This window comes from Pseudomonas sp. Irchel s3b2 (genome assembly GCF_900187445.1).
Taxonomy (GTDB): domain Bacteria; phylum Pseudomonadota; class Gammaproteobacteria; order Pseudomonadales; family Pseudomonadaceae; genus Aquipseudomonas.
The window spans coordinates 39,248-59,313 of record NZ_FYEB01000013.1 but is presented as its reverse complement, the minus strand read 5'-3'; the positions used below and the strand labels follow the sequence as shown (position 1 = coordinate 59,313).

General features: G+C 58.6%; 18 protein-coding genes. 9 read left to right on the top strand and 9 right to left on the bottom strand.

The window, feature by feature from the left end:
• Nucleotides 1-453: 453 nt before the first annotated feature.
• From CKW20_RS22620 to CKW20_RS22600, 5 genes are read left to right on the top strand one after another with little or no spacing between them, the layout of a single operon-like run.
• The gene (locus tag CKW20_RS22620) at nt 454-1,695 is read left to right on the top strand and encodes an MdfA family multidrug efflux MFS transporter (protein ID WP_095054872.1); all 1,242 of its coding nucleotides are present in this window, start codon (nt 454-456) and stop codon (nt 1,693-1,695) included.
• A 21-nt stretch (nt 1,696-1,716) separates the two neighbouring features.
• On the top strand, nt 1,717-2,847 hold the full coding sequence (locus CKW20_RS22615) for an acyl-protein synthase (protein WP_176466947.1): 1,131 nt from the start codon (nt 1,717-1,719) through the stop codon (nt 2,845-2,847).
• 1 nt (nt 2,848) lies between these two features.
• Nucleotides 2,849-5,251: an aldehyde dehydrogenase family protein gene (locus CKW20_RS22610; RefSeq protein WP_095054870.1), complete on the top strand. Its 2,403-nt coding sequence runs from the start codon at nt 2,849-2,851 to the stop codon at nt 5,249-5,251.
• 60 nt (nt 5,252-5,311) lie between these two features.
• Nucleotides 5,312-6,601: a phenylacetate--CoA ligase family protein gene (locus CKW20_RS22605; protein WP_095054869.1), complete on the top strand. Its 1,290-nt coding sequence runs from the start codon at nt 5,312-5,314 to the stop codon at nt 6,599-6,601.
• The gene (locus CKW20_RS22600; protein WP_095054868.1) at nt 6,601-7,536 is read left to right on the top strand and encodes a GNAT family N-acetyltransferase; all 936 of its coding nucleotides are present in this window, start codon (nt 6,601-6,603) and stop codon (nt 7,534-7,536) included. The genes CKW20_RS22605 and CKW20_RS22600 overlap by 1 nt, the downstream gene beginning before the upstream one ends.
• Here CKW20_RS22600 and CKW20_RS22595 read toward each other — a convergent pair.
• Nucleotides 7,525-8,451 carry a LysR family transcriptional regulator gene (locus CKW20_RS22595; protein WP_095054867.1) on the bottom strand — a complete coding sequence of 309 codons (927 nt, stop codon included), beginning with the start codon at nt 8,449-8,451 and terminating at the stop codon, nt 7,525-7,527. The two genes, CKW20_RS22600 and CKW20_RS22595, sit on opposite strands and share 12 nt — an antisense overlap.
• A gap of 118 nt (nt 8,452-8,569) precedes the next feature.
• Between CKW20_RS22595 and CKW20_RS22590 the strand changes: the two genes are divergently transcribed.
• On the top strand, nt 8,570-9,565 hold the full coding sequence (locus CKW20_RS22590; RefSeq protein ID WP_095054866.1) for an aldo/keto reductase: 996 nt from the start codon (nt 8,570-8,572) through the stop codon (nt 9,563-9,565).
• 149 nt (nt 9,566-9,714) lie between these two features.
• Here CKW20_RS22590 and pepN read toward each other — a convergent pair whose 3' ends face one another.
• Genes pepN through CKW20_RS22560 form a run of 6 tightly spaced genes read right to left on the bottom strand, consistent with a single transcriptional unit; the run spans nt 9,715 to nt 16,230 of the window.
• Nucleotides 9,715-12,372, bottom strand: coding sequence for an aminopeptidase N (gene pepN, locus CKW20_RS22585; RefSeq protein ID WP_095054865.1), 2,658 nt, complete (start codon nt 12,370-12,372; stop codon nt 9,715-9,717).
• A gap of 10 nt (nt 12,373-12,382) precedes the next feature.
• The gene (locus CKW20_RS22580; protein WP_095054864.1) at nt 12,383-13,213 is read right to left on the bottom strand and encodes a DUF2797 domain-containing protein; all 831 of its coding nucleotides are present in this window, start codon (nt 13,211-13,213) and stop codon (nt 12,383-12,385) included.
• Nucleotides 13,210-13,470, bottom strand: coding sequence for a YeaC family protein (locus CKW20_RS22575; protein WP_038984092.1), 261 nt, complete (start codon nt 13,468-13,470; stop codon nt 13,210-13,212). Before CKW20_RS22575 ends, CKW20_RS22580 begins: the two co-directional genes overlap by 4 nt.
• Nucleotides 13,471-13,502: 32 nt before the next feature.
• Nucleotides 13,503-14,372, bottom strand: coding sequence for a rhomboid family intramembrane serine protease (locus CKW20_RS22570; protein WP_095054863.1), 870 nt, complete (start codon nt 14,370-14,372; stop codon nt 13,503-13,505).
• On the bottom strand, nt 14,369-15,343 hold the full coding sequence (locus tag CKW20_RS22565; RefSeq protein ID WP_176466950.1) for a metallophosphoesterase: 975 nt from the start codon (nt 15,341-15,343) through the stop codon (nt 14,369-14,371). Before CKW20_RS22565 ends, CKW20_RS22570 begins: the two co-directional genes overlap by 4 nt.
• Nucleotides 15,340-16,230 (bottom strand): NAD(+) kinase, encoded by an 891-nt coding sequence (locus tag CKW20_RS22560; protein WP_030130396.1) that lies wholly within the window; start codon nt 16,228-16,230, stop codon nt 15,340-15,342. The genes CKW20_RS22565 and CKW20_RS22560 overlap by 4 nt, the downstream gene beginning before the upstream one ends.
• Nucleotides 16,231-16,354: 124 nt before the next feature.
• On the opposite strand from CKW20_RS22560, the gene CKW20_RS22555 reads away from it, so the two are divergent.
• Nucleotides 16,355-17,305, top strand: coding sequence for a DUF1853 family protein (locus CKW20_RS22555; protein ID WP_095054861.1), 951 nt, complete (start codon nt 16,355-16,357; stop codon nt 17,303-17,305).
• Between the two features lie 224 nt (nt 17,306-17,529).
• Here CKW20_RS22555 and CKW20_RS22550 read toward each other — a convergent pair whose 3' ends face one another.
• On the bottom strand, nt 17,530-18,090 hold the full coding sequence (locus CKW20_RS22550) for an NADPH-dependent FMN reductase (RefSeq protein WP_095054860.1): 561 nt from the start codon (nt 18,088-18,090) through the stop codon (nt 17,530-17,532).
• Between the two features lie 184 nt (nt 18,091-18,274).
• Between CKW20_RS22550 and CKW20_RS22545 the strand changes: the two genes are divergently transcribed.
• A complete protein-coding gene (locus tag CKW20_RS22545; protein WP_095054859.1) occupies nt 18,275-18,502 on the top strand; it encodes a hypothetical protein in 228 nt (75 codons plus the stop codon).
• Between the two features lie 88 nt (nt 18,503-18,590).
• Complete coding sequence (locus tag CKW20_RS22540) at nt 18,591-19,484, top strand: LysR family transcriptional regulator (protein ID WP_095054858.1); 894 nt, start codon at nt 18,591-18,593, stop codon at nt 19,482-19,484.
• Here the strand turns inward: CKW20_RS22540 and CKW20_RS22535 are convergent.
• Nucleotides 19,450-20,064, bottom strand: coding sequence for a GNAT family N-acetyltransferase (locus tag CKW20_RS22535; protein ID WP_030130401.1), 615 nt, complete (start codon nt 20,062-20,064; stop codon nt 19,450-19,452). The two genes, CKW20_RS22540 and CKW20_RS22535, sit on opposite strands and share 35 nt — an antisense overlap.
• Between the last annotated feature and the right edge of the window lie 2 nt (nt 20,065-20,066).

The following is a 20,066-nucleotide window of genomic DNA, read 5'->3' as shown; positions in this document are numbered from 1 at the left end:
GGATTTTGAAATGTTCCGTCGAATCACACTGCTGATTCCCCTGCTCGCTCTCCTGACCCTGAGTGGCTGCATCGTTTTCCCCCACGGCGGCTGGCATGGCGGCCACCATTATGACCGTGGCGGACCCGGCTATCATCAACATCGATAATTTAAAATGACTGCATAAACAACGACTATTCAGCCGTTCACTCGTAAGAAAATAATCATTCTCTGCCCCATTGAACAAATGCCCGCTCTCTAGCGGGCATTTTTCGTACATAACTATTCTCATCAGTCTGTCAGTTTAATCCACCGTAATTATCGCTTTCCGACTTCCTCCCACACCTCGAAACATAGCGAAAACCATTGAAGCTTTAAGTCTCAATCATGCATTTGAGCTGTTCGCCATCGATGTCTATTCTCGACCCAACACAAATAAAACCGCCCCCAAACCTCAAGTAACACAGGGATGCCGTGCTCAAGCCTTTAATCAATATCAGTCCCCATCATTTGTTTGGTTTTTGCCTTGCAATCACTCTTTTCGAACTGCTGACTTATATGGGCAGCGACATGATCATGCCCGCCATGTTGACTGTAACTCGTCAACTGGATGCCAGTCCGAGCCACGTTCCTTTTGCCTTCAATCTTTACTTGATTGGCGGCATTCTTCTGCAATGGCTTATCGGTCCGCTGTCTGATCACTTCGGTCGCCGCAGACTGTTACTCATCGGTTGTGCGGGGTTCGCTCTAGCCTGTGCCACAGCGTTCTACGTACAAAGCATCCTCGCGTTCAACGGCTTGCGCCTGATTCAGGGCATGGGATTGGGATTTGTCATCGGCGTCAGTTATCCAGCCCTGCAAGAAGTCTTCTGCGAAGCCGACGCGGTAAAAATCATGGCGTTGCTGGGCAACGTTGCGCTGCTCTCCCCGCTGCTCGGTCCATTACTCGGCAGCCTGGCACTGGAATGGCTCTCCTGGCGGGAGCTGTTTTTATTGTTGGGTATCGGCGGCGCGATGGTCTGGCTGGGGCTTTATTGGTTCATGCCGGAAACCGTGGGCACCTTGCGCCAGGACGGGCAACGACTGGCCGCGGTGCCCTTTGAATGGGGTGGCACGGTACGCCGCTACGCGGCTTTGCTCGGCAACCCGCCATTCTTGAGCGCCACCATCGCCTTGGGCCTGATGAGTCTGCCGTTGATTGCCTGGATCGGGCTCGCGCCACTCTTGCTGGTCCAGAGCCAGGGGCTTTCTACTCTGCACTATGGTCTGTGGCAAATCCCGGTATTTGCGGCAGTCATTCTCGGTAACCTGATACTCAACCGACTGATTGCCAACACTGAACTGACCCAACTGATTCGATACGCGCTCTGGCCATTTTGCGGCGGGCTCGTTGCATTGATCACCATCTCTTTCATCGGTGCTTCAACGGTTCTGCTGGTCAGTTGCTTGTCGGTTTATGCCATCGGCCTTGGCATGAGCAATGCCGCACTGTACCGGCTTGCACTGTTTTCCAGCGACGACAGCAAAGGCCTGGTGTCGGCCATGGTTGGCATGATTTCCATCGCCGTCATGGGTGGCGGCGGCTCGATTATCGCTGCGTTGGGTGCCGGTGGCAGCCTTGAAGCCTTTGCCCTGATGGCCAGTCTCGCGGGGCTCTTGTGCTTGCTGCCCTTGCGACTGTTTTTGCGACGTTCCCCCATCGCGCTTGCTGTCTGACACCACACCATAGGTCTTGTGATGATCCATCTACCCCATACCGATGCGCTTTGCGCGTTGACGCAACCCTATTGCCTGGATTCCGTGCCGGAAGGACTGTTCGATCGGGCCATGAGTGAAGTCAGCCTGTTTCATTGTCACCATACGCTTGGCTACGAACGCTGGCTGAACGCCAATAATCTTGATGTCCATGCCCTAGAGACACTGGATGACTGGTCCAGGCTGCCGCCGATTTTCGCCAATTACTTCAAACGTCATTTGGTGTTCGGTCCCACAGGTGAAGGCGCGCTGGAGTTGACTTCATCAGGCACCAGCGGCCAGAAAAGTCGCATGCGCTACGACCAGCGCAGCATGGCCGCGGCACAAGGCATGGTGAGCCATATTTTCCGGCACTACGGCTGGGATACTCCAAACAGCCCCTGCAATTACCTGCTCCTGAGCTATGAACCCGAGGCTGCCATCACCCTGGGCACTGCCTACACCGATCAGTTTCTTTGCAGCTACGCCCCCGCCAACCGTGTCGCTTACGGCTTGCGCCTCACCGGCAAAGGTCACGAGTTCGATCTTTTTGGGGTGATTCGAGCCTTGCAGGAGTTTGCCGAGGAAGGACTGCCCGTTCGCATCCTGGGTTTTCCGGCGTTCCTTTCGCACGCACTGCAGCACATGGAAGACACCTGCGTGGCCGATTTGCAGTTGCCTGCCCAGTCATTGGTGTTTCTGGGAGGCGGCTGGAAAACCCAGGCTGCACAGGAGATCCCCCTCCATCAGTTGTATGCCCGAATCAACCGGCAATTGGGCATCGACCTGTCCCGCTGTCGGGACGGATATGGCGCCGTAGAGCATGCCGTGCCCTATATCCAGTGTGCCCACCATCATTTTCATGTACCGATTTATTCGAAGGTTTTCGTGCGCAACCCATCCGATTTCACTGTCCAGCCCTACGGCCAGCGCGGCTTGCTGGAATTCGTCTCTCCCTACATTTCATCCAGCCCCGCCCATGCCGTGGTCATGGGCGATCTAGCGACATTGCACCCCGGCGCCAGTTGCGGATGCGGCCTGGCGACCGATTGGTTCGAGCTGCATGGACGTGCCGGCACCAGCGCCAGTCGCAGCTGTGCCATGGCCGCTTCAGAATTGATCGGAGGCGCTTGATATGTACCTGATTAATGGCCAATTGCGTGACGACATCCCCCCTGAAAGCGCACTCGACCTCCTTCAAAAACAATTGCCCCGCCTGCTGGCTGCGCCGATCGATAGCGACACCGTCATCGAGTCCGCCGCTCGCTTTGCCACGCAGTTGCAAGCTCGTAGTCTGGATCTGCCCCTCGACGACGATCAATATCAGGGACTGATCGATTTTTGCCAGCAGAGCAACCTGAGCACCAAGCTTGATCGGGAACTGGGCCTGCAACCGCGTTCGCTGCGGCGTATCGACTACCGGCAGCCGTGCTTCGAAAGCTGGCATCCGTTGGGGCTGGTGGTGCATATCACTCCGGGCAACGCACCGATGCTGGCGTTCTGCGCGGTACTCGAAAGCCTGTTGGCCGGCAACATCAACTGGCTTCGCCCCAGCTCCAGCGATCAGGGTTTGACCGCGCAGTTGCTCGCCGCCCTTGTGCGCTGCGACATCAGCGGCAGACTAGCCGAATTCGTAGCGGTGCTGCCGGTGAACACTTCTCGCATTGCGCAACTCTGCGCCAAGGCCGATGGGGTATCCGCCTGGGGCGGCGAAACAGCACTCAAAGCAATCCGTCAGCAGATCCCGGCCGGCTGTCGCTGGATCGATTGGGGACACAAGATCAGCTTCGCCTATCTGTCACCTGAAACGGCGAATCCTGCGGCGCTCGATGCGTTGGCAGATGAAGTCTGTCGACTGGATCAACAGGCCTGCTCCAGCCCTCAATGGGTGTTGGTGGACAGCGACGATCCGGCTGTTATGCAGGAACTGGGTAATCGACTGGCCGAAGCCCTCAACCGTCGCGCCCCACAATGGCCGGCGTTAGTGCCGACAGATCAGGAAGCGTCGGAAATCACTACCCGCACTGCCATGGCGCGGCTGGATCTGAGTTTCAAGAACCAGACCGGCCAGGTGTGGACCGGCCCCGGATGGCGTGTCATCTGGGAGCACAATCAGACGCTCGCGCCGTCGCCGCTGTTTCGGACGACTCTGCTAAAGCCGGTGCCGCGGCACCTGATCACCGAGACACTATTGCCCTGGCGCACCGTCCTGCAAAGCTGCGCACTGATTTGCCCTCCGGCAGAGACACCCGAGCTTGTTCGAACACTGGTCAATGCCGGCGTCACCCGCGTTGCCCCTTGTCGATTGATTCATGATGGCTACGCCGGCGAGCCTCACGATGGCGTCTACGCACTGTCGCGTCTGAGTCGCCGCCTCTCGGTGAGTCTGCCCCCGGATGTATCGACAGGCCGTGCAACGCTCGACCCGGTTCCGTCCGCCCCCGACACAGCCCATGACCCGATCATGGACAAAGACACCTTCACGACCCAGCCGATCGGTCCCGAAGCACAGTTGTATTTCCGCTCCGGCGGTAGCAGTGGGATCCCGGCCCTGGCCGGTTTCAGCTATCGCGACTTCCAACGACAGATGCGCGCCGCGGCTGATGGCATGTTCGCTGCCAGGCTCGATCCGTCACAGGACCGGGTGATGAACCTGTTCTATGGCGGCAACTTGTACGGTGGTTTTTTCAGTTTTTCGAACATCCTTGAACAGATGGGCGTTGCGCATTTGCCCATGGGAGCTCCCCAGGACGACGACTTCAGCGAAATCGCCCGACTGATTGTGGAGCAGCGTGTCACCGTGCTGATCGGCATGCCGAGTACGCTGCATCGCCTGTTTCTCAATGAGCAGACCCGACTTCGCGCCTATGCCGGTATCGGCAAAGTATTCCTTGGCGGCGAGCATCCGGGAGAGGCCAGTCGGCGCCTGATGGAAAGCTGTGGGGTGTCGACGATTCACTCCGCCCTCTATGGCTCCGTGGATGCAGGCCCACTGGGTCATGCCTGCCGGGCTACGGCAGACGGCGTGTTTCACTTGATGTGCGAAATCCAGCATCTGGAAATCGTTCGGCTCGAACAGGATGTGCCAGTGCAGGCCAATGAGATCGGCCGTCTGCTATTTACCTCCCGCGCCCGACAAGGTCAGCGCGTACACCGATATGACACCGGTGATACCGGCCGCTGGATACCCGGGGCCTGTCCTTGCGGACTGGAAACGCCACGATTCGAACTGCTGAAACGGCACGGCAAACTGGTGCGCATTGGCACGGAATTCATTTCCCCTTCGGCGTTGGAGCACAGCGTGGGTGCCCCCATTCAAATTGTTCTGGATCACACCGCCAGCGGAGTCGAACGAATGCAAATTCGAGCGGATGCGGATGTCGTCTGGGTACGCGAAAAACTGCTGACCCATGAAGCAGTGGCAAGTGCGGTGAGTGCTGCACTTTTAATTGTGGAGGTGACCCTGTGCGCCGAACAAGCCTTCACCCGAAACAAACACAGCGGCAAAACACCATTAATTATCGATCAAAGAAAATAAAAGCAGACACTTCAATGTTGCTGCTTCCTGGCAAAAACGCCTGATAAGAAAGAGTATCCAGTGAACCAAACTTATTCGCTTGAACATTTAGTACCTTATATAAGACAACACTCAAAATTTTACAGCAAACACCTGGAACATTTGCCCTCGAAGGGTATTACTTTAAAAGACCTACCGTTAACCGATGTATCCGACTATTGGACCGGCAGCAACGATTTGAGTCATTGGCCGGTCCTGACCGGAAACGTCGATGATGCGCTGGTGTTTAAAACCGGAGGTTCGACCAGTCAGGGAAAACTTGCGGTTTACTCCTACGAGGAATGGCAAACACTGGTCAGTACATTCGGAAACAGCCTCTCTTCTCAACTGAACAATGGCGACCGTGTCGCCAATCTGTTCTTTTCAGGGGATCTCTATGCCAGCTTTCTGTTTATCCACGATTCTTTGGCCCATGTCGGGCGATCCATCTGTGAGTTTCCGTTTACCGGAGACGTCGAGCTGGACGTACTGGCGGATGCCATCGCACGACATCGGATCAACGTTCTGGCCGGAGTGCCAGCACAGTTACTGCAATTCTCCGCCTACCTGGCGCAGCATGGGCGTGTGTTGTGCGGGGTCGAGACGCTGCTGTATGGCGGCGAAAGCCTGTTTGCCCCGCAGTTGGCAATCCTCGGCGAAGTGTTCCCCTGCGCCCGTATCGCCTCCATTGGCTATGCCAGCGTAGACGCCGGACTCATAGGCGCCAGCGATCGTGACTGTGCATTGGGCGAGCATCGTGTATTCGAGCCGCAAACCTTGCTGGAAATCGTCGATGAATACACCGGTGAAGTGATTGAAGAATGCGATCGCACCGGGCTGTTGGTACTGACCAACCTGACACGCCGGCTCATGCCGCTGCTGCGTTACCCGGTAGGCGACCGTGCTTGTTGGCGTGAACCGGCTGCAACCCCGATGCGTAAATTCGCCCTCAAGGGGCGCAGCGCCCACAGTCAACGAATACGAGTAGGTGTGCTGTCGCTGTTCACCGAAGAAATACACGAGATCGTTCAACGCGCAGCACACAGCGAGCAATGGCAATTGCTGATCGAGCAGGTCGGACACAAGGATCTGTTGAGCGTGAAGTGGGTGCCCGAACCTCAGTTACAAAGCGTCGAGCCGGCGCGCCGCGCATTGCGTGAAGCGCTACTTGCCCATTACCCCGCCATCGACGACCTGAGCCGTGAGGGTCTGCTGGAGTTGCGGGTGCTGGCCTGCACAACCACAGACCTGAAGCTTCACCCTCGTTCGGGCAAACAACTGCGGGTGCTGGATTTGCGAGTGTATGACGCTCCGCCGCTGGAGCTCGTGTGATGAACCGGTTGATTTTTCGACCCTACCGCCCTTCCGACGCACATGCCGTGAGCCGGTTGTTTCGAGAGGTCTACGGCGGTCATTACGTTCAGCCGGATGTCTATCTGCCGAACATGATCAGTCAGCACAACACCGAGGGTCGCTGGCAATCAATGCTCGCAGTGGACGACGCGCGCGTTGTCGGGCACGCCGCGTTGTGCCGCGATATCCCGTCGAATACCGCGGAACTGGCCCTCAGCGTGGTACATCCCGCCGCGCAGGGACAGAACATCGCCACCCGTCTGGGCCAGGAATTACTGATGCTGTCAGACGCTCTGGGGCTCAAGAGCGTCTCGATCAAGCAAGTGACCCACCATCCTTATACTCAACGGATGGCAGAAAGAGTCGGCTTTTACAGCACTGGACTGCTTCCCGACTACGTTCCTTCGCCATTCGCTGAACCACTTCCGGAAACCATCGTGATGGGCTATCACATGATCGACGGATACGCGCGCCCGCTCCCCGATATCCCTTGGCCCGCAAGCTGCCGGGCGTTTATGCAACACCTGTGCTCGGTGTTTGGAACCCACCAGGACAAGGCGTCACAGCCCGCGATCCCCTTACAGATCAAGCAACATCAGCATCGGTTCGATATTGTCATTCAGCGCTTGAACAAACACTTGCTTGAGCAACTCTGGCAACTGCCCAGGCACTGGCTGATTTCAGCCAGACTCGAATTGTCCCGGCACTTCGCCCGGAACTTGCGCAGTTTTTCGGCTCTGGGCTTCACCTTCACAGGCCTGATGCCCATGCCAAGTGACAATGGCTGGTTCGCACTGTTTCATCGGGGCGTCCAGTCTAGATCCCTCAACCTGCACTGCGCGCACATGCAACAGTTGCATGACGACTTACAGCAAAACGCCAACACCCCTATGGGTAACCGCTCAGCCGCGTGAGTCTTTTTTGTAAAAACCATTAGCCGACTGCGCACAGAGTTCCACCATCCAGTCGACGAACACCCGCACCCGCCGGGACAACTGGCGATGAGGAGGATAGAGCGCCGTCAGCGGCATACCCGGTGGCGGCACGTCCCTCAGGACCTCGATCAAACGCCCCTCCTTCAGTTGGCGGGCAACGTGATAATACGGGGTCTGGACCAAGCCATATCCCGCCTCACACGCCGCCAGATAGCCATCGGCGCTATTGACCGAGACGTGCTTGGGCAGGTCGATCAGCCGCAGCTGGTCATCGAGTACAAATTCCAGTCCGTAGCGTTTGCCGGTGTCACTGAAAAAGTATTCCACCATCTGGTGGCCCTTCAGATCCTCCAGACACAGCGGAGTCCCGCGACGCTGCAAGTATTCCGGGCTCGCACAGGTGACTTGGTCCATCACTCCCAGCGGCCGTGCCACCAGTGAGTCGTCCAGGGTCGAGCCACCCCGCAACACGCAATCGACACCTTCGCGGATCAGATCCACAGGCCGGTCATTCAAACCGATTTCCAGTTCGATCAATGGATACCTGGCAGTGAATTGCGGTAAGGCCGGAATCACGATCAAGCGCCCCACTCCCGCCGGCATATCCACTCGCAGCGAACCTTTGGGGTTGTGGCGAGCAGCGGAAAATACGGCTTCGGTTTCCTCAAGATCCGCCAGCAGCCGCACGCAACGCGGGTAATAGGCAGCGCCATCGAGCGTCAGGCTGATCTGCCGGGTGGTGCGTTGCAGCAGTTGCACGCCCAGATGTGCCTCAAGTTGCTTGATCAGAATGGTCACCGAAGCCCGGGGCAATTGCAGGCTGTCCGCCGCTTTGGCGAAGCCGCCCAGTTCGACGATTCGGGTGAACACGCGCATGGCGTTGAAACGGTCCATTGCTTTGGCTTACCGGCTGATTATTTAGAAATTACGAATAGTGATAGCAGTTTTAGCCGGTTTATCTTGTTTCTGTCGAGGTCAACAATAGGATTTCAATTCACAGGGAGCTGATTTCATGCAAACACGTCAACTGGGCAAAAACGGTCCGCAGGTGAGCGCGATTGGTCTTGGCTGCATGGGCATGACCGATTTCTACACCACAGGCGTGGACACCCGAGAAGCCACGGCTACTTTGCACCGCGCGCTGGAACTGGGGATCAATCTGCTCGACACAGCAGACATGTACGGCCCACACACCAACGAAGAGCTGATCGGCAAGGCCATTGTCGGCAAGCGTGACCAGGTGTTTCTGGCCAGCAAGTTCGGCATTGTCCGCGACCCATCCAACCCCGGTGCACGGGGCGTCAACGGTCGACCGGAATACATTCGCGACGCTATCGACGGCACCCTCAAGCGCCTTGGCGTGGAAACCCTGGATTTGTATTACCAGCACCGCATCGATCCGCAGGTGGCCATCGAGGAAACCGTTGGAGCCATGGCAGAACTGGTGAAGGCAGGCAAGGTGCGTTATCTGGGATTGAGTGAAGCGTCGGTCGCCACGTTGGAGCGAGCGAACAAGGTTCATCCGATCAGCGCACTGCAAAGTGAATATTCGCTATGGAGCCGCGATCAGGAGGAGAACGGTTGCCTGGCCGCGTGCCGGCGCCTGGGCGTTGCCTTTGTACCTTACAGTCCATTGGGCCGGGGCTTTCTGACCGGAGCACTGAAAAATCCGGATGATTTCGCAGCCGACGACTACCGTCGCTTCAGTCCACGTTTTCAAGGGCAAAACTTCGCAAAAAACTTGTTGCTGGTGCAGCAGGTGCAAGCCTTGGCCGCCGATAAGGGTGTGACGGCGGGTCAACTGGCATTGGCGTGGGTCTTGGCCCAAGGGGATTATTTGATTCCGATTCCAGGCACCAAACAGCGTAAATACCTGGAAGAAAATGTGGCCGCGCTGGACGTGAAGCTGAGTCGCGAAGAGTTGCAGGCCCTGGAAGCGATATTCCCGGTCAATGCCACGGCAGGCTTGCGTTATCCGGAAGAAGTCATGAAGTTGCTTGACCGGTAAGCGGTTTCCTGTGGGGTCAGATCACCTGGAGCGAGCTTGCTCGCGAAAGCGGTATATCTGACGACATCAATGTTGACTGTGCCGCCTATATCGCGGGCAAGCCTCGCTCCTACGGGGTCCGAGTGAACCCTGAAGGAGCAAGGCCAAACTCAGGCCAGGCTTTTGCTGACCACTTCAAACACATCGCTGGACAGCTGCCCCGAAGCACGAATCCGCTCCAGTTCGCCTTTCATCAACGCCTGACGAGCGTCGTCGTATTTGCGCCAGCGAGTCAGCGGCGCCAGTTGGCGAGAGGCGATCTGCGGGTTAAACCCGTTCAACTCGATCACCAGATCCGCCAGGAACCGATACCCGGAACCATCCGCCGCATGGAAGTTGATCAGGTTCTGCCCGGCAAACGCGCCGATCAGTGCTCGCACCTTGTTCGGGTTCTTGATCGTGAACGCCGGATGTTGCATCAAGGCTTTGACCCGCTCCAGACCGCCCGGCAATGTGCTGCCGGCCTGAACGCTGAACCACTGATCCATGACCAGCGGATTGTCCTTGAAATGTTCGGCGAAGGTCGCCAACGCCGTGGCTTTCTGCTCTTCGAATGGCGAATTCACCACCACCGCCAACGCCGTCAGACGCTCGGTCATGTTGTCGCTGGTGTCGAACTGCTCAAGAGTTGCCGCCAACACTTCCGGTTTGCCGCTGAGCATCAGATACGACAGCGCAATGTTTTGCAGCGCACGGCGGGCGAAATGCTCGGCCTCGGCCACATATGGCGTTTTCTTCGAGAGATCGCGATTGGCCTGATAACGCAGCCACAATGCCTCGAACAAACCTTCAGCCAATTGCTTACGGGCAAACTCGCGGGCCGTGTGAATGGCGTCTACGTCAGCCACTTCACTGATCTCAGTCAGATACGCCTCGCCCGGTAACGAGAGCATTTCGGCGACCATGGCCTGATCCAGTGTGTCGTCGGACAGCACGGTACGCAGCGCTGAAACCAAACGCTGATCCAGCACCAGCGCTTCACCCTTCTGTTGCTGTTCGATCAACTCTTGCAGCACTTGCACCGACAATTGCTGACCGGCATCCCAGCGGTTGAAACCATCACTGTCGTGTTGCATCAGGAACATCAGCTGATCGCGGTCGTACGGGAAGCTCAGTTTCACCGGTGCCGAGAACCCGCGCAGCAACGAAGGCAGCGGCTTTTCGGCGATGTCGACGAAGGTGAAGGTCTGCTCGGCTTCAGTCACCGAAATAACCCGCGAGGTGCCTTGAGCACTGGCTTCACCGGAAAGACGCAGGGCAATTTCGCCACCCTTGCTGTCCAGCAGGCCCAGTTCCACCGGAATCACGAACGGCAGCTTTTCCACCTTGTCCGGGGTTTCCGGACAGCTCTGACGGAAGGTCAGGCTGTAGGTTTTCGCTGCGGCGTCGTAGGACTCGCTCACCGCCAAACGTGGTGTGCCGGCCTGGCTGTACCAGCGTTTGAATTGGGTCAGGTCAACGCCGTTGGCGTCCTCCATGGCCTTGATGAAGTCGTCGCAGGTCACGGCCTGGCCGTCATGGCGTTCGAAGTACAGGTCGCTGCCTTTGCGGAAGCCGTCAGCGCCGAGCAACGTGTGGATCATGCCGACCACTTCCGAACCCTTTTCGTACACGGTCAGGGTGTAGAAGTTGGAAATCTCGATGAAGCTGTCCGGGCGCACGGCGTGGGCCATCGGGCCAGCATCTTCTGCGAACTGGTGGGTGCGCAGATAGGCCACGTCCTGGATGCGCTTGACCGTGGCCGAGTTCATGTCGGCGGAGAAGCCGGAATCGCGGAACACGGTGAAGCCTTCCTTGAGCGACAACTGGAACCAGTCGCGGCAGGTCACGCGGTTGCCCGACCAGTTGTGGAAGTATTCGTGGGCAACGATCGCTTCCACCCGTTGATGCGCGGCGTCGGTAGCGGTTTCGGCGCGGGCCAGCACGGCGCTGGAGTTGAAGATGTTGAGGCCCTTGTTTTCCATGGCGCCCATGTTGAAGTCGTTGACCGCGACGATCATGAAGATGTCCAGGTCGTACTCGCGACCGTAAACCTCTTCGTCCCAGCGCATCGACTTCTTCAGGCTGTTCATGGCGTGCTGGCACTTGTCGATGTTTTCCGGTTCGACATAAATGCGCAGCGCCACGGAGCGCTCGGTCATGGTGGTGAAGGTGTCTTCGACGCACCACAGGTCACCGGCCACCAGCGCGAACAGGTAGGCCGGCTTCTTGAACGGGTCTTCCCAGGTCGCCCAGTGCCGGCCGTCTTCGCCCGGACCTGAGGCAATCGGGTTGCCGTTGGACAGCAGCACCGGATAGCTGTGCTGCTCGGCAACCACCGTGGTGGTGAAGGTGCTCATCACGTCCGGGCGGTCGAGGTAATAGGTGATCTTGCGGAAACCTTCGGCCTCGCACTGGGTGCAGAACATGGTGCCGGATTTGTACAGGCCTTCCAGGGCGGTGTTGGTTTCCGGGTGGATCCGGACGCTGGTGTCGACCGTGAAGCTTGTGTCGGTCGGTTGCACGGTCAAGTGGTTCTCGGTCAAGTGGTAGTCGGCGGCGCTCAGTTCGCGATCGGCCAACGTCACCGACAGCAGTTCGAGTTGCTGACCGTCCAGTACCAGCGGCGGCAGGCCCGGGCCACGTTCAGGATTGCGGCGCATCACCAGTTGCGCATGGACCAGGCTGTGGTCCTCGAACAACTCGAAGGTCAGGTGCGTCTCGTCGATCAGGTACTCAGGCGCCTGATAGTCCTTCAGGTAGATCATCTTCGGTTGTTCGGTGCGCATGCTGGAATCCTTACTGATGCACGGCGAGCTGGTAGGCCGTGTATTTACGAATATTGATCACGCCGGTGTCGAAAATCAGGTATTGGCCCTTGATCCCCAGCAGCGTGCCTTCGGCAATCGGGTTCTTGTCCAGGTTGAAGCTGACAATCTTGGCCGGGTATTGCTCGACCGGATAGCGGATCTCGAGCGGTTCGACATCGGTAATGGTCTGGATTGCTTGCAGGCCAAATCGTTCCTGCAATGTTTGCAGGCCTTCGGCGCAGCTGTCGAACAGCTGATCGCGAACCTGCGCCAAGTCCACCGACACCGCATCACCCTTGAGTAAAGCACGCCAGTTGGTCTTGTCGGCTACCTGGCTGCGGAACAGGTCTTCGACGAAGCCCGACTGTTGACGGGTCGCGACGCGCATGATCGGCAAGGCCTGGCTGGCGCCCTGATCGAGCCAACGGGTGGGTAACTGTGTGGCACGGGTAATGCCGACCTTGATCCCCGACGAATTGGCCAGATACACCACATGATCGGTCATGCAGAATTTTTCGCCCCACTCCGGATCACGGCAGGTGCCAGCGTCGTAGTGGCAACGCTCCGGGCTCATGATGCAAATGTCGCACTGCGCCAGTTTGGTCATGCACGGGTAGCAGTAACCCTGGCTGAAACTGGTTTTGGTCTTGCGTCCGCAATGGGTGCAGTGGATCGCCCCCAGGTATTCCAGGCGCACTGTGGTGCCGATCAACGGATTGACCGGTACCTCGGCGTCGCCCAGACGAAAAGCGTACTGAACGTTCGGCCCGTCAAGGCGCGCCGACATTTTGCTGATTGCACCGCGGCCAATCTCGATCAATGGATGGCATCCGATTTGAACAGAATGTTTGGCACTTCAATCGACTTCGACTCGCATTCCTGCGGGCCCATGTAGCCGGTGCGCTCTTCCTCGGGCAGGTTCTGGATTTCCCAGGCGATCATCGCTTGCAGGGACAGTTCGCGCTGCTCGGCGGTGAGTTTGCCACCGTCGGACCATTTGCCGATTTCCACCGCCAGTTTCAGGCTCTGGTAGATATCCGGGGTGATGTTTTTGATCATTTCGTTAAAAGAGGACATCTAGGGCTCCGCGCTCTTTATTCATAACTGTTTTAGACGGCCAGTTTACGGCGGTTGTACAAACCGCCCAACAGACCGGTGAAGCATCCGATGAGTAACCCGCTGACGTGGGCCGCGTTGGCAATTTGGCCGAAGCCGATCATCGAGACCAGCCCCGACAGGCACACCAGCAACCACACCAGCATCATCGCCAACACCCCGCGGGGCAGGCGATACGCCGGGTTGGGCGACAGAAGCTGGAAAATCCAGCAATGCCCGAGCAGGCCGTAAAGCACGCCGGACAACCCGCCAAACAGGCTCGGGCCGCTGAAAAGGAACTGGGTATAGTTGGACACCAGGCTGAACAGCAACGTCAGGCCGATCAGGTTGATGCTGCCCTGACGCGACTCGATGCGCCGCCCCAGCTCCCAGTACCACATGCCATTCATGGCCAGGTGCAGGATGCCGAAGTGGACCAGCATCGGCGTCACCAGACGCCACCACTGCCCCGCCGCGAGGCTGTCGGCCAGTGGCGTGAAATGGATGTAGTCACCGACCACGCGGAAATCGAGGAAAGTCAGCCAACGCATCGTCTCGAGGTTTTCGCCAAGCAGGGTCACCATGGCGACGATCAGGCTCAGCAATAGCACCAACGCCGTGGCCTTGCTGTGGCGCAACTGCTCGACCAGGCCCGGACGCTGCCGTGTTTGCGCGATCGGGATATCCAGCTGCTGATCGGGGTCGCCCGCCGGAAAGCGTTCGTACAACGAGCGCACGTCTTCGCTGATGTTGGCCGGCACCCACAGCACCTGTTCACCCGACTCTTCGCTGACCCGGTGGGGCACTTGCATGCGCTGCAGCAGTTTGACGAACCCGCTCAAATCCACCGCCAAAGGCAGGCGCAATACCGCTACCGCCGTCATTGCAGCACCTCCGGCCGTTCGACATCGACCCAGACAAATTTATGCGGGTCGAGACGGGTTTCCTGATCCAGACGATAAGCGACCAGTTTGCCGTAGAGCACCGCGCTGTAATCCAGGCACGCCAGGTTCGGACGGATCGGCGCCGGTTTGCCGCTGCGCCAGTAGTGGCCGACGAATAACAGCGGCTCATCGACGCCATAACGCAGCAAAGTGTCTTTTTCGGTGGAGGATAGCGGCGTGCGGGCTACCGGCTCAGGCAAGGCATCGGGCTGGAACACGATATCTCCGTAGGTTTGCGGGTCATCTTCCCAGAACTTGGTGCGGAAAAACGAGCGCGTCAAGCCGTCGCCGCTGGTCATGGTCAACCCATGGGGCAAACGCATGTCGGTGCCGCGCAACAGGCGATCGAACACGGTGCTGGCAAAACTGCCCGGCACCGCAGAGGCCTGGAGGAAGTGCTCATCGATGCAGCCGTCGGGGAACAACCCGCGCAACGGCTCGATCAGGCTGGCATCCCAGCAGGCATGCACGACGCGAAAGCGTCCGGCATCGACGAACAATGGCAGTTCATAGAACCATTGCAGGAAGTCATGCCATTCCGCAGGATGATCTTCGAACTGGGTCAGGGTTTCGTGCAACAGGCGGCCATGGCGCGGCGTGTGTTCACGCACGAACTGCTGGCCGCTGCCCGGCAGCGCTGGCGTGCTCCAGCCAAGGGCGTTGAATTCATGGTTGCCCATGATGCACAGCGCCTGGCCGGCCTCGACCATGTCGTGGACGATGTGCAGCGCCTCGCGAATCCGCGGGCCACGGTCGATGATGTCGCCGAGGAACACCGCCATGCGCGACGGATGCCGCCAGACGCCTGCCTGTTTGTGGTAACCGAGCCGGTCGAGCAAGTGCTCAAGGGTCAGAGCGCAACCGTGCACGTCACCAATCAGGTCGTAGCTACGCGCGGGATCGAGCATCAGTCGCCTCCACCACCCAACTTGCTGCCCCAGCCGAGCTTGGTCCGGCAGACTTCATAGTAGTTGTGGTCGAGCGGATGAATCAGCCGCAGCTTCTGCGCTTTCTTGCTGATGGTGATGGTGTCACCGGGCGCGCAGGTGAAGTGATTCTGCCCGTCACAGGAGACTTGCGGGTAAATCTGCATATCTTTGGACACGACGATTTTCAGCTCACTATTGCCATCGACCACGATCGGTCTACCTGACAAGGTATGGGGGTACATCGGCACAATCACAATAGCGTCGAGCTTGGGATGCATGATCGGGCCGCCCGCCGACAAGGCGTAGGCGGTCGAACCGGTCGGCGTGGCAACGATCAGGCCGTCGGCCTTCTGGCTGCAGACGAACTGGCCGTCGATGTACAACTCGAACTCGATCATCCGCGTCGATTTGCCGGGGTGCAGCACCACATCGTTCAGCGCATCGCCCTGGCCGATAGCCTCGGCGTGGCGCCGGACTTCGGCTTGCAGCAGGAAGCGGTTTTCCACCAGATAGTGGCCGTCGAGCACTTCGGCGACTTTGACTTCCAGCTCATCGGGGCGAATATCGGTCAGGAACCCCAGGCTGCCACGGTTGATACCAAGCACCGGAATATTGTGCTTGGCCAAGGCACGGGCGGCGCCCAGCAGGCTGCCGTCACCACCGACCACAATCACCATGTCACAGACTTCACCGAGCATCTTGCGCGACGAAGTTTGCAGCCCATGGCCCGGCAGGACTTCGGCGATGGTGTCTTCGAGGATCACATGCAGGTGACGATCGAGCAGAAACCGTTTCAGTCGGCGGACGGTATCCAGCACCTGAGAACTGCCCAGGCGACCGATGATGCCGATATTACGAAATTGCTCCATGGGGCTCCTATTGGGACGCGGAGGGCCTGCGACGGCGAAAAACACGATTATGGGCGAAAGCGCGGCGTAGACAAAACCCTTTCAGCCACGACGGTGCGCTCGCGTTTCGGGCTATGCTCGCAAGATGATCCTATTTCCAGATTTGCTCCAGTTACCCCACCAGTTGCGCCACCCTGAAGTGCGCGACCTGGCCTGGGTCATCCTCGCGCCGCCGATGCTCAGCGTCACCCCGTGGCCGCAGCGTCATCCGCTGGCCGGCAGCGACTGGGTGCAAGCACCGGAGCGCCTGGAACACTGGCTCAGGCAACTGGATCGCGACAGTTACGACCTGCTGCACTGGCTGGCCCAGGCCAGGACCCGGCGCCTGGGTCTTTACTACGAGCGGCTATGGCAATACGCCGTGCGGAACGCGCCGGGCATCGAACTGATTGCCGCCAACATGCCGATCCGCCGTGAAGGCCATACCTTGGGTGAGCTGGACATGCTGCTGCGTGATCGCGATGGCGTGCATCACCTTGAACTGGCGATCAAGCTCTATCTTGGGCCACAGAACGGTGACGGCCATGACACTGCGCAGTGGCTCGGACCGGGTTGTCATGATCGCCTGGACCGTAAACTGGAGCACCTGAGCCGGCATCAATTGCCAATTTCCGCGCGGGCGGAAAGCCGTGCCGTGCTGGCATCGCTGGATATCCAGCAGTTCAGTGCGCATCTGTGGCTGGGCGGTTATCTGCTTTATCCGTGGCCGGGGCAGTCCGAATCACCCAGCGGCGCGCATCCTCAGCATCTGCGCGGTAGCTGGCTGCATCAGAAGGACTGGGCGGACTTTGTCGTGCAGCGCCCGTTCGGTCGCTGGCAACCCCTGCCCCGCCATGCCTGGCTGGCGCCGGCGCACTACCCCGAAGAGCAAACCTGGAACGCTGAACAGCTGAATGCGTGGCTGAGCGATCTGGACCCGCTGGCACCGGCGCAATTGATGGTGCGGCTGACAGAGAGTGCCAAAGGGGATTGGGAAGAAGCCGAGCGGCTGTTTCTGGTGTCCGATCTTTGGCCGAATGTGCCGGGTAATGGGTGAGTTTTGTAGCGTCTGGGTAGGCCTCTTCGCGGGCAAGCCTCGCTCCTACGGGGTTTGTGTTGATTACAAAATTTGTGAACGACGCTTAATTGTAGGAGCGAGGCTTGCCCGCGAAGAACGATGACGCGCAGTACCTGAAAACCGCGGTGCATTCTTCGCGGGCAAACCCGCTCCCACAGGGATTGTGGCTGGCCACAAGAATTAATCAGCGCCACGTAAACGGGTCATTGCTTTTTATGCTGCTCAACCCACAGCGCATACGCATCGATGAATTTCTGCAAGAACGGCCTGACCGACTCCGACAGCTTGCCCGCCTCGTCGAACGCTGAACCGGCGCCGCCCAGATAGGCTTCCGGCTGCTGCATGCACGGTACATTGAGAAACACCATGGACTGGCGCACGTTGTGGTTGGCCCCAAATCCGCCGACAGCGCCCGGTGAAGCGCTGATCACCGCACCCGGCTTGCCGTTCCAGGCGCTCTTGCCATAGGGGCGCGAACCCACATCGATCGCATTCTTCAATGGCGCCGGCACCGAACGGTTGTATTCCGGAGTCACGAACAGCACCGCGTCGGATGAGCTCACTTGTTGTCGGAAAGTGCTGTAGGCTGCCGGCGGTGAATCGCCATCGATGTCTTCGTTGTAGAGCGGCAAATCACCGATTTCGATGATAGTCAGCTTCAGATTGGCAGGCGCCAGTTCGGCCAGCGCCAGCGCGACCTTGCGATTGATTGATGCTTTTCTCAGGCTGCCGACCAGAACGGCGATCTCGTAGACGTTGCTCATGGAGAATTCTCGACTGTCCGATGGAAAGAGCCCTTAGTTATAGATGATCAAATGACGATTCAACCAGTGGACGACGGAAAATCGCTGTCCCTGACTATTTTTTTCCTGTAGGAAAACTTACCTCGCCCAACCACGGTCTACAGAACCGCAAATTGAGTGATTTATCTCCAGAGGTTCTAAGCAGATGGCAGCAGTACTCGTCAGTCAGTTCCATGCAAGAGACGCGGAAGGCCGCGTTTATTCGGTGCATGAGTTCCAGGAATCTATCCCATCGGTAGACGGCTCGGGGCCTGTCACTACCTATAAGCTGGCCATTGGCGACCGGGTCAACAAGCTCGCCGACAACGAATTTCTGCTTGTGCAGTCAGGCGTCACTCTCATTCGCGAACCTGAAACAAGCGTCGCCTCATAACCCGCTGTTATGAGCAGAAGTCATATGCGCGCACTTGAGTTAGGATTCAGTGACTGACTCCCTCACCTGCTGAACATGGACTTCACGCATGCGTTTACGTCATATCGAAGTAATCCAGGCGCTCCTGCAGACCGGCCATCTGGGCACCGCGGCCGAATGGCTGCAGCTGCCGGTGGCCGAGGTCGAACGCACCCTGCGTGACGCCGAGGATCAGTTGGGTTTCATGCTGTTTGCCAGCGTGCGTGGTCGTTTGCAAGCCACGCGCGAGGCGCGAGAGTTGCAGGTCGAGATCGCCCACGTCTACGAAGCCCTCGAGCCGGTCCAGCGACTGGCCAGCAGCCTCAAGCAATACTTGGCCCCGCCCCTGCGAATCATCTGCACCCCGCCTTTGGCACAACACCTGTTGCCACATAGCATCGCGGCCCTGCGCCGACGCCTCCCCGACGCACCTTGCACCCTCCTGAGTCAGCCGACCCGCGAGATTGTCAAAAGCCTGCTGCTGCGTGAAAGCGATCTTGGCCTGAGCCTGCATGACCCGGACCACGCCGATATCCATTGCCAGGTCATCGCTCAAGGCAAGCTCCAGCTACTGGCGCCCCATGGCTGGCTGCAACCGAAACAGAAGTACATCTCGCTGCAGGATCTGGCCGGTCAGTCGATGGTTGGCCTGGAAGGTCACGATCCGTTAAGCCCGGCGCTGGACCACAAGCTGCATGCGCTGCGCCCGGCTCCCGTCATCCAGACCCGGGTCCAGACTCATCAAATGATGCGCAGCATGGTCGAGGCCGGTGAAGGCCTGGCGATCGTCGACCCGTTTACCGCCCTCGGCGCCAAATCGGCCGGGCTCGATGCCTGCCCCCTGGCGCCTGCCGTCCCGATCAGCGTCTATGCCTTGAGCCTCAAGAGCGTCGAGCCCTCTTCGGCGGTTCAGGCGTTGCTGGACATCATCACGGAACAAGCCGTGGCGATGCTGGCGAGCTGAGCGGGTTTTCCAGCGGATTATCGAACAACCGGTACCAGAACAGTGCCACCTCGGCGGTGTTCGGGTCGATCCCGCGATAGCGCAGATGATCGATCCCGCCGACCGTGTAACCGCAACGCTCATAAAGTCGACAGGCGCTCAGGTTGTTGTTCTGGGTTTCCAGCATGATGCCCGGCAGTTTTTTCTTGCGACTCCAGAACTGCGCCACGTCCAGCAGCGCCTTGGCCACGCCATGGCGACGCGCCGGAGCATGCACCGCCAACTCATCGATATGGGCGAAGCCATTCCAGTTGGTGCTGACCACCAGGTGACCCACCGGCTCATCATCCAGATAGGCCATGAAAATCGCGCTGTCAGCGGCATCGCGAAAACTGCTGAATTCCTCGGGGTCGATGCCGTAGCACTTGCGATACGGTGTGATCGGCGTCACCGGCCACTGCGCCACCGGCTTACCGATTTGCGCGGCACCATAGGCGGCGACTTCAAAACTGAAATCACTGCCCCAGATATAAGCCGCAAACCCCTCATCGGCGACACGCACCGAGAGGCCTGGATATTTGGGATTCATGACAGGTTGCATAC

Excerpts from the sequence above, each read along its gene's own strand:
- CKW20_RS22600 (WP_095054868.1), top strand. The coding sequence starts at position 6,601 with ATGAACCGGTTGATTTTTCGACCCTACCGCCCTTCCGACGCACATGCC.
- CKW20_RS22545 (WP_095054859.1), top strand. The coding sequence starts at position 18,275 with ATGGCAGCAGTACTCGTCAGTCAGTTCCATGCAAGAGACGCGGAAGGC.
- CKW20_RS22575 (WP_038984092.1), bottom strand. The coding sequence starts at position 13,470 with ATGTCCTCTTTTAACGAAATGATCAAAAACATCACCCCGGATATCTAC.
- CKW20_RS22595 (WP_095054867.1), bottom strand. The coding sequence starts at position 8,451 with ATGGACCGTTTCAACGCCATGCGCGTGTTCACCCGAATCGTCGAACTG.
- CKW20_RS22615 (WP_176466947.1), top strand. The coding sequence starts at position 1,717 with ATGATCCATCTACCCCATACCGATGCGCTTTGCGCGTTGACGCAACCC.
- CKW20_RS22590 (WP_095054866.1), top strand. The coding sequence starts at position 8,570 with ATGCAAACACGTCAACTGGGCAAAAACGGTCCGCAGGTGAGCGCGATT.
- CKW20_RS22560 (WP_030130396.1), bottom strand. The coding sequence starts at position 16,230 with ATGGAGCAATTTCGTAATATCGGCATCATCGGTCGCCTGGGCAGTTCT.
- pepN (WP_095054865.1), bottom strand. The coding sequence starts at position 12,372 with ATGCGCACCGAACAACCGAAGATGATCTACCTGAAGGACTATCAGGCG.
- CKW20_RS22610 (WP_095054870.1), top strand. The coding sequence starts at position 2,849 with ATGTACCTGATTAATGGCCAATTGCGTGACGACATCCCCCCTGAAAGC.
- CKW20_RS22535 (WP_030130401.1), bottom strand. The coding sequence starts at position 20,064 with ATGCAACCTGTCATGAATCCCAAATATCCAGGCCTCTCGGTGCGTGTC.
- CKW20_RS22555 (WP_095054861.1), top strand. The coding sequence starts at position 16,355 with ATGATCCTATTTCCAGATTTGCTCCAGTTACCCCACCAGTTGCGCCAC.
- CKW20_RS22550 (WP_095054860.1), bottom strand. The coding sequence starts at position 18,090 with ATGAGCAACGTCTACGAGATCGCCGTTCTGGTCGGCAGCCTGAGAAAA.
- CKW20_RS22570 (WP_095054863.1), bottom strand. The coding sequence starts at position 14,372 with ATGACGGCGGTAGCGGTATTGCGCCTGCCTTTGGCGGTGGATTTGAGC.
- CKW20_RS22540 (WP_095054858.1), top strand. The coding sequence starts at position 18,591 with ATGCGTTTACGTCATATCGAAGTAATCCAGGCGCTCCTGCAGACCGGC.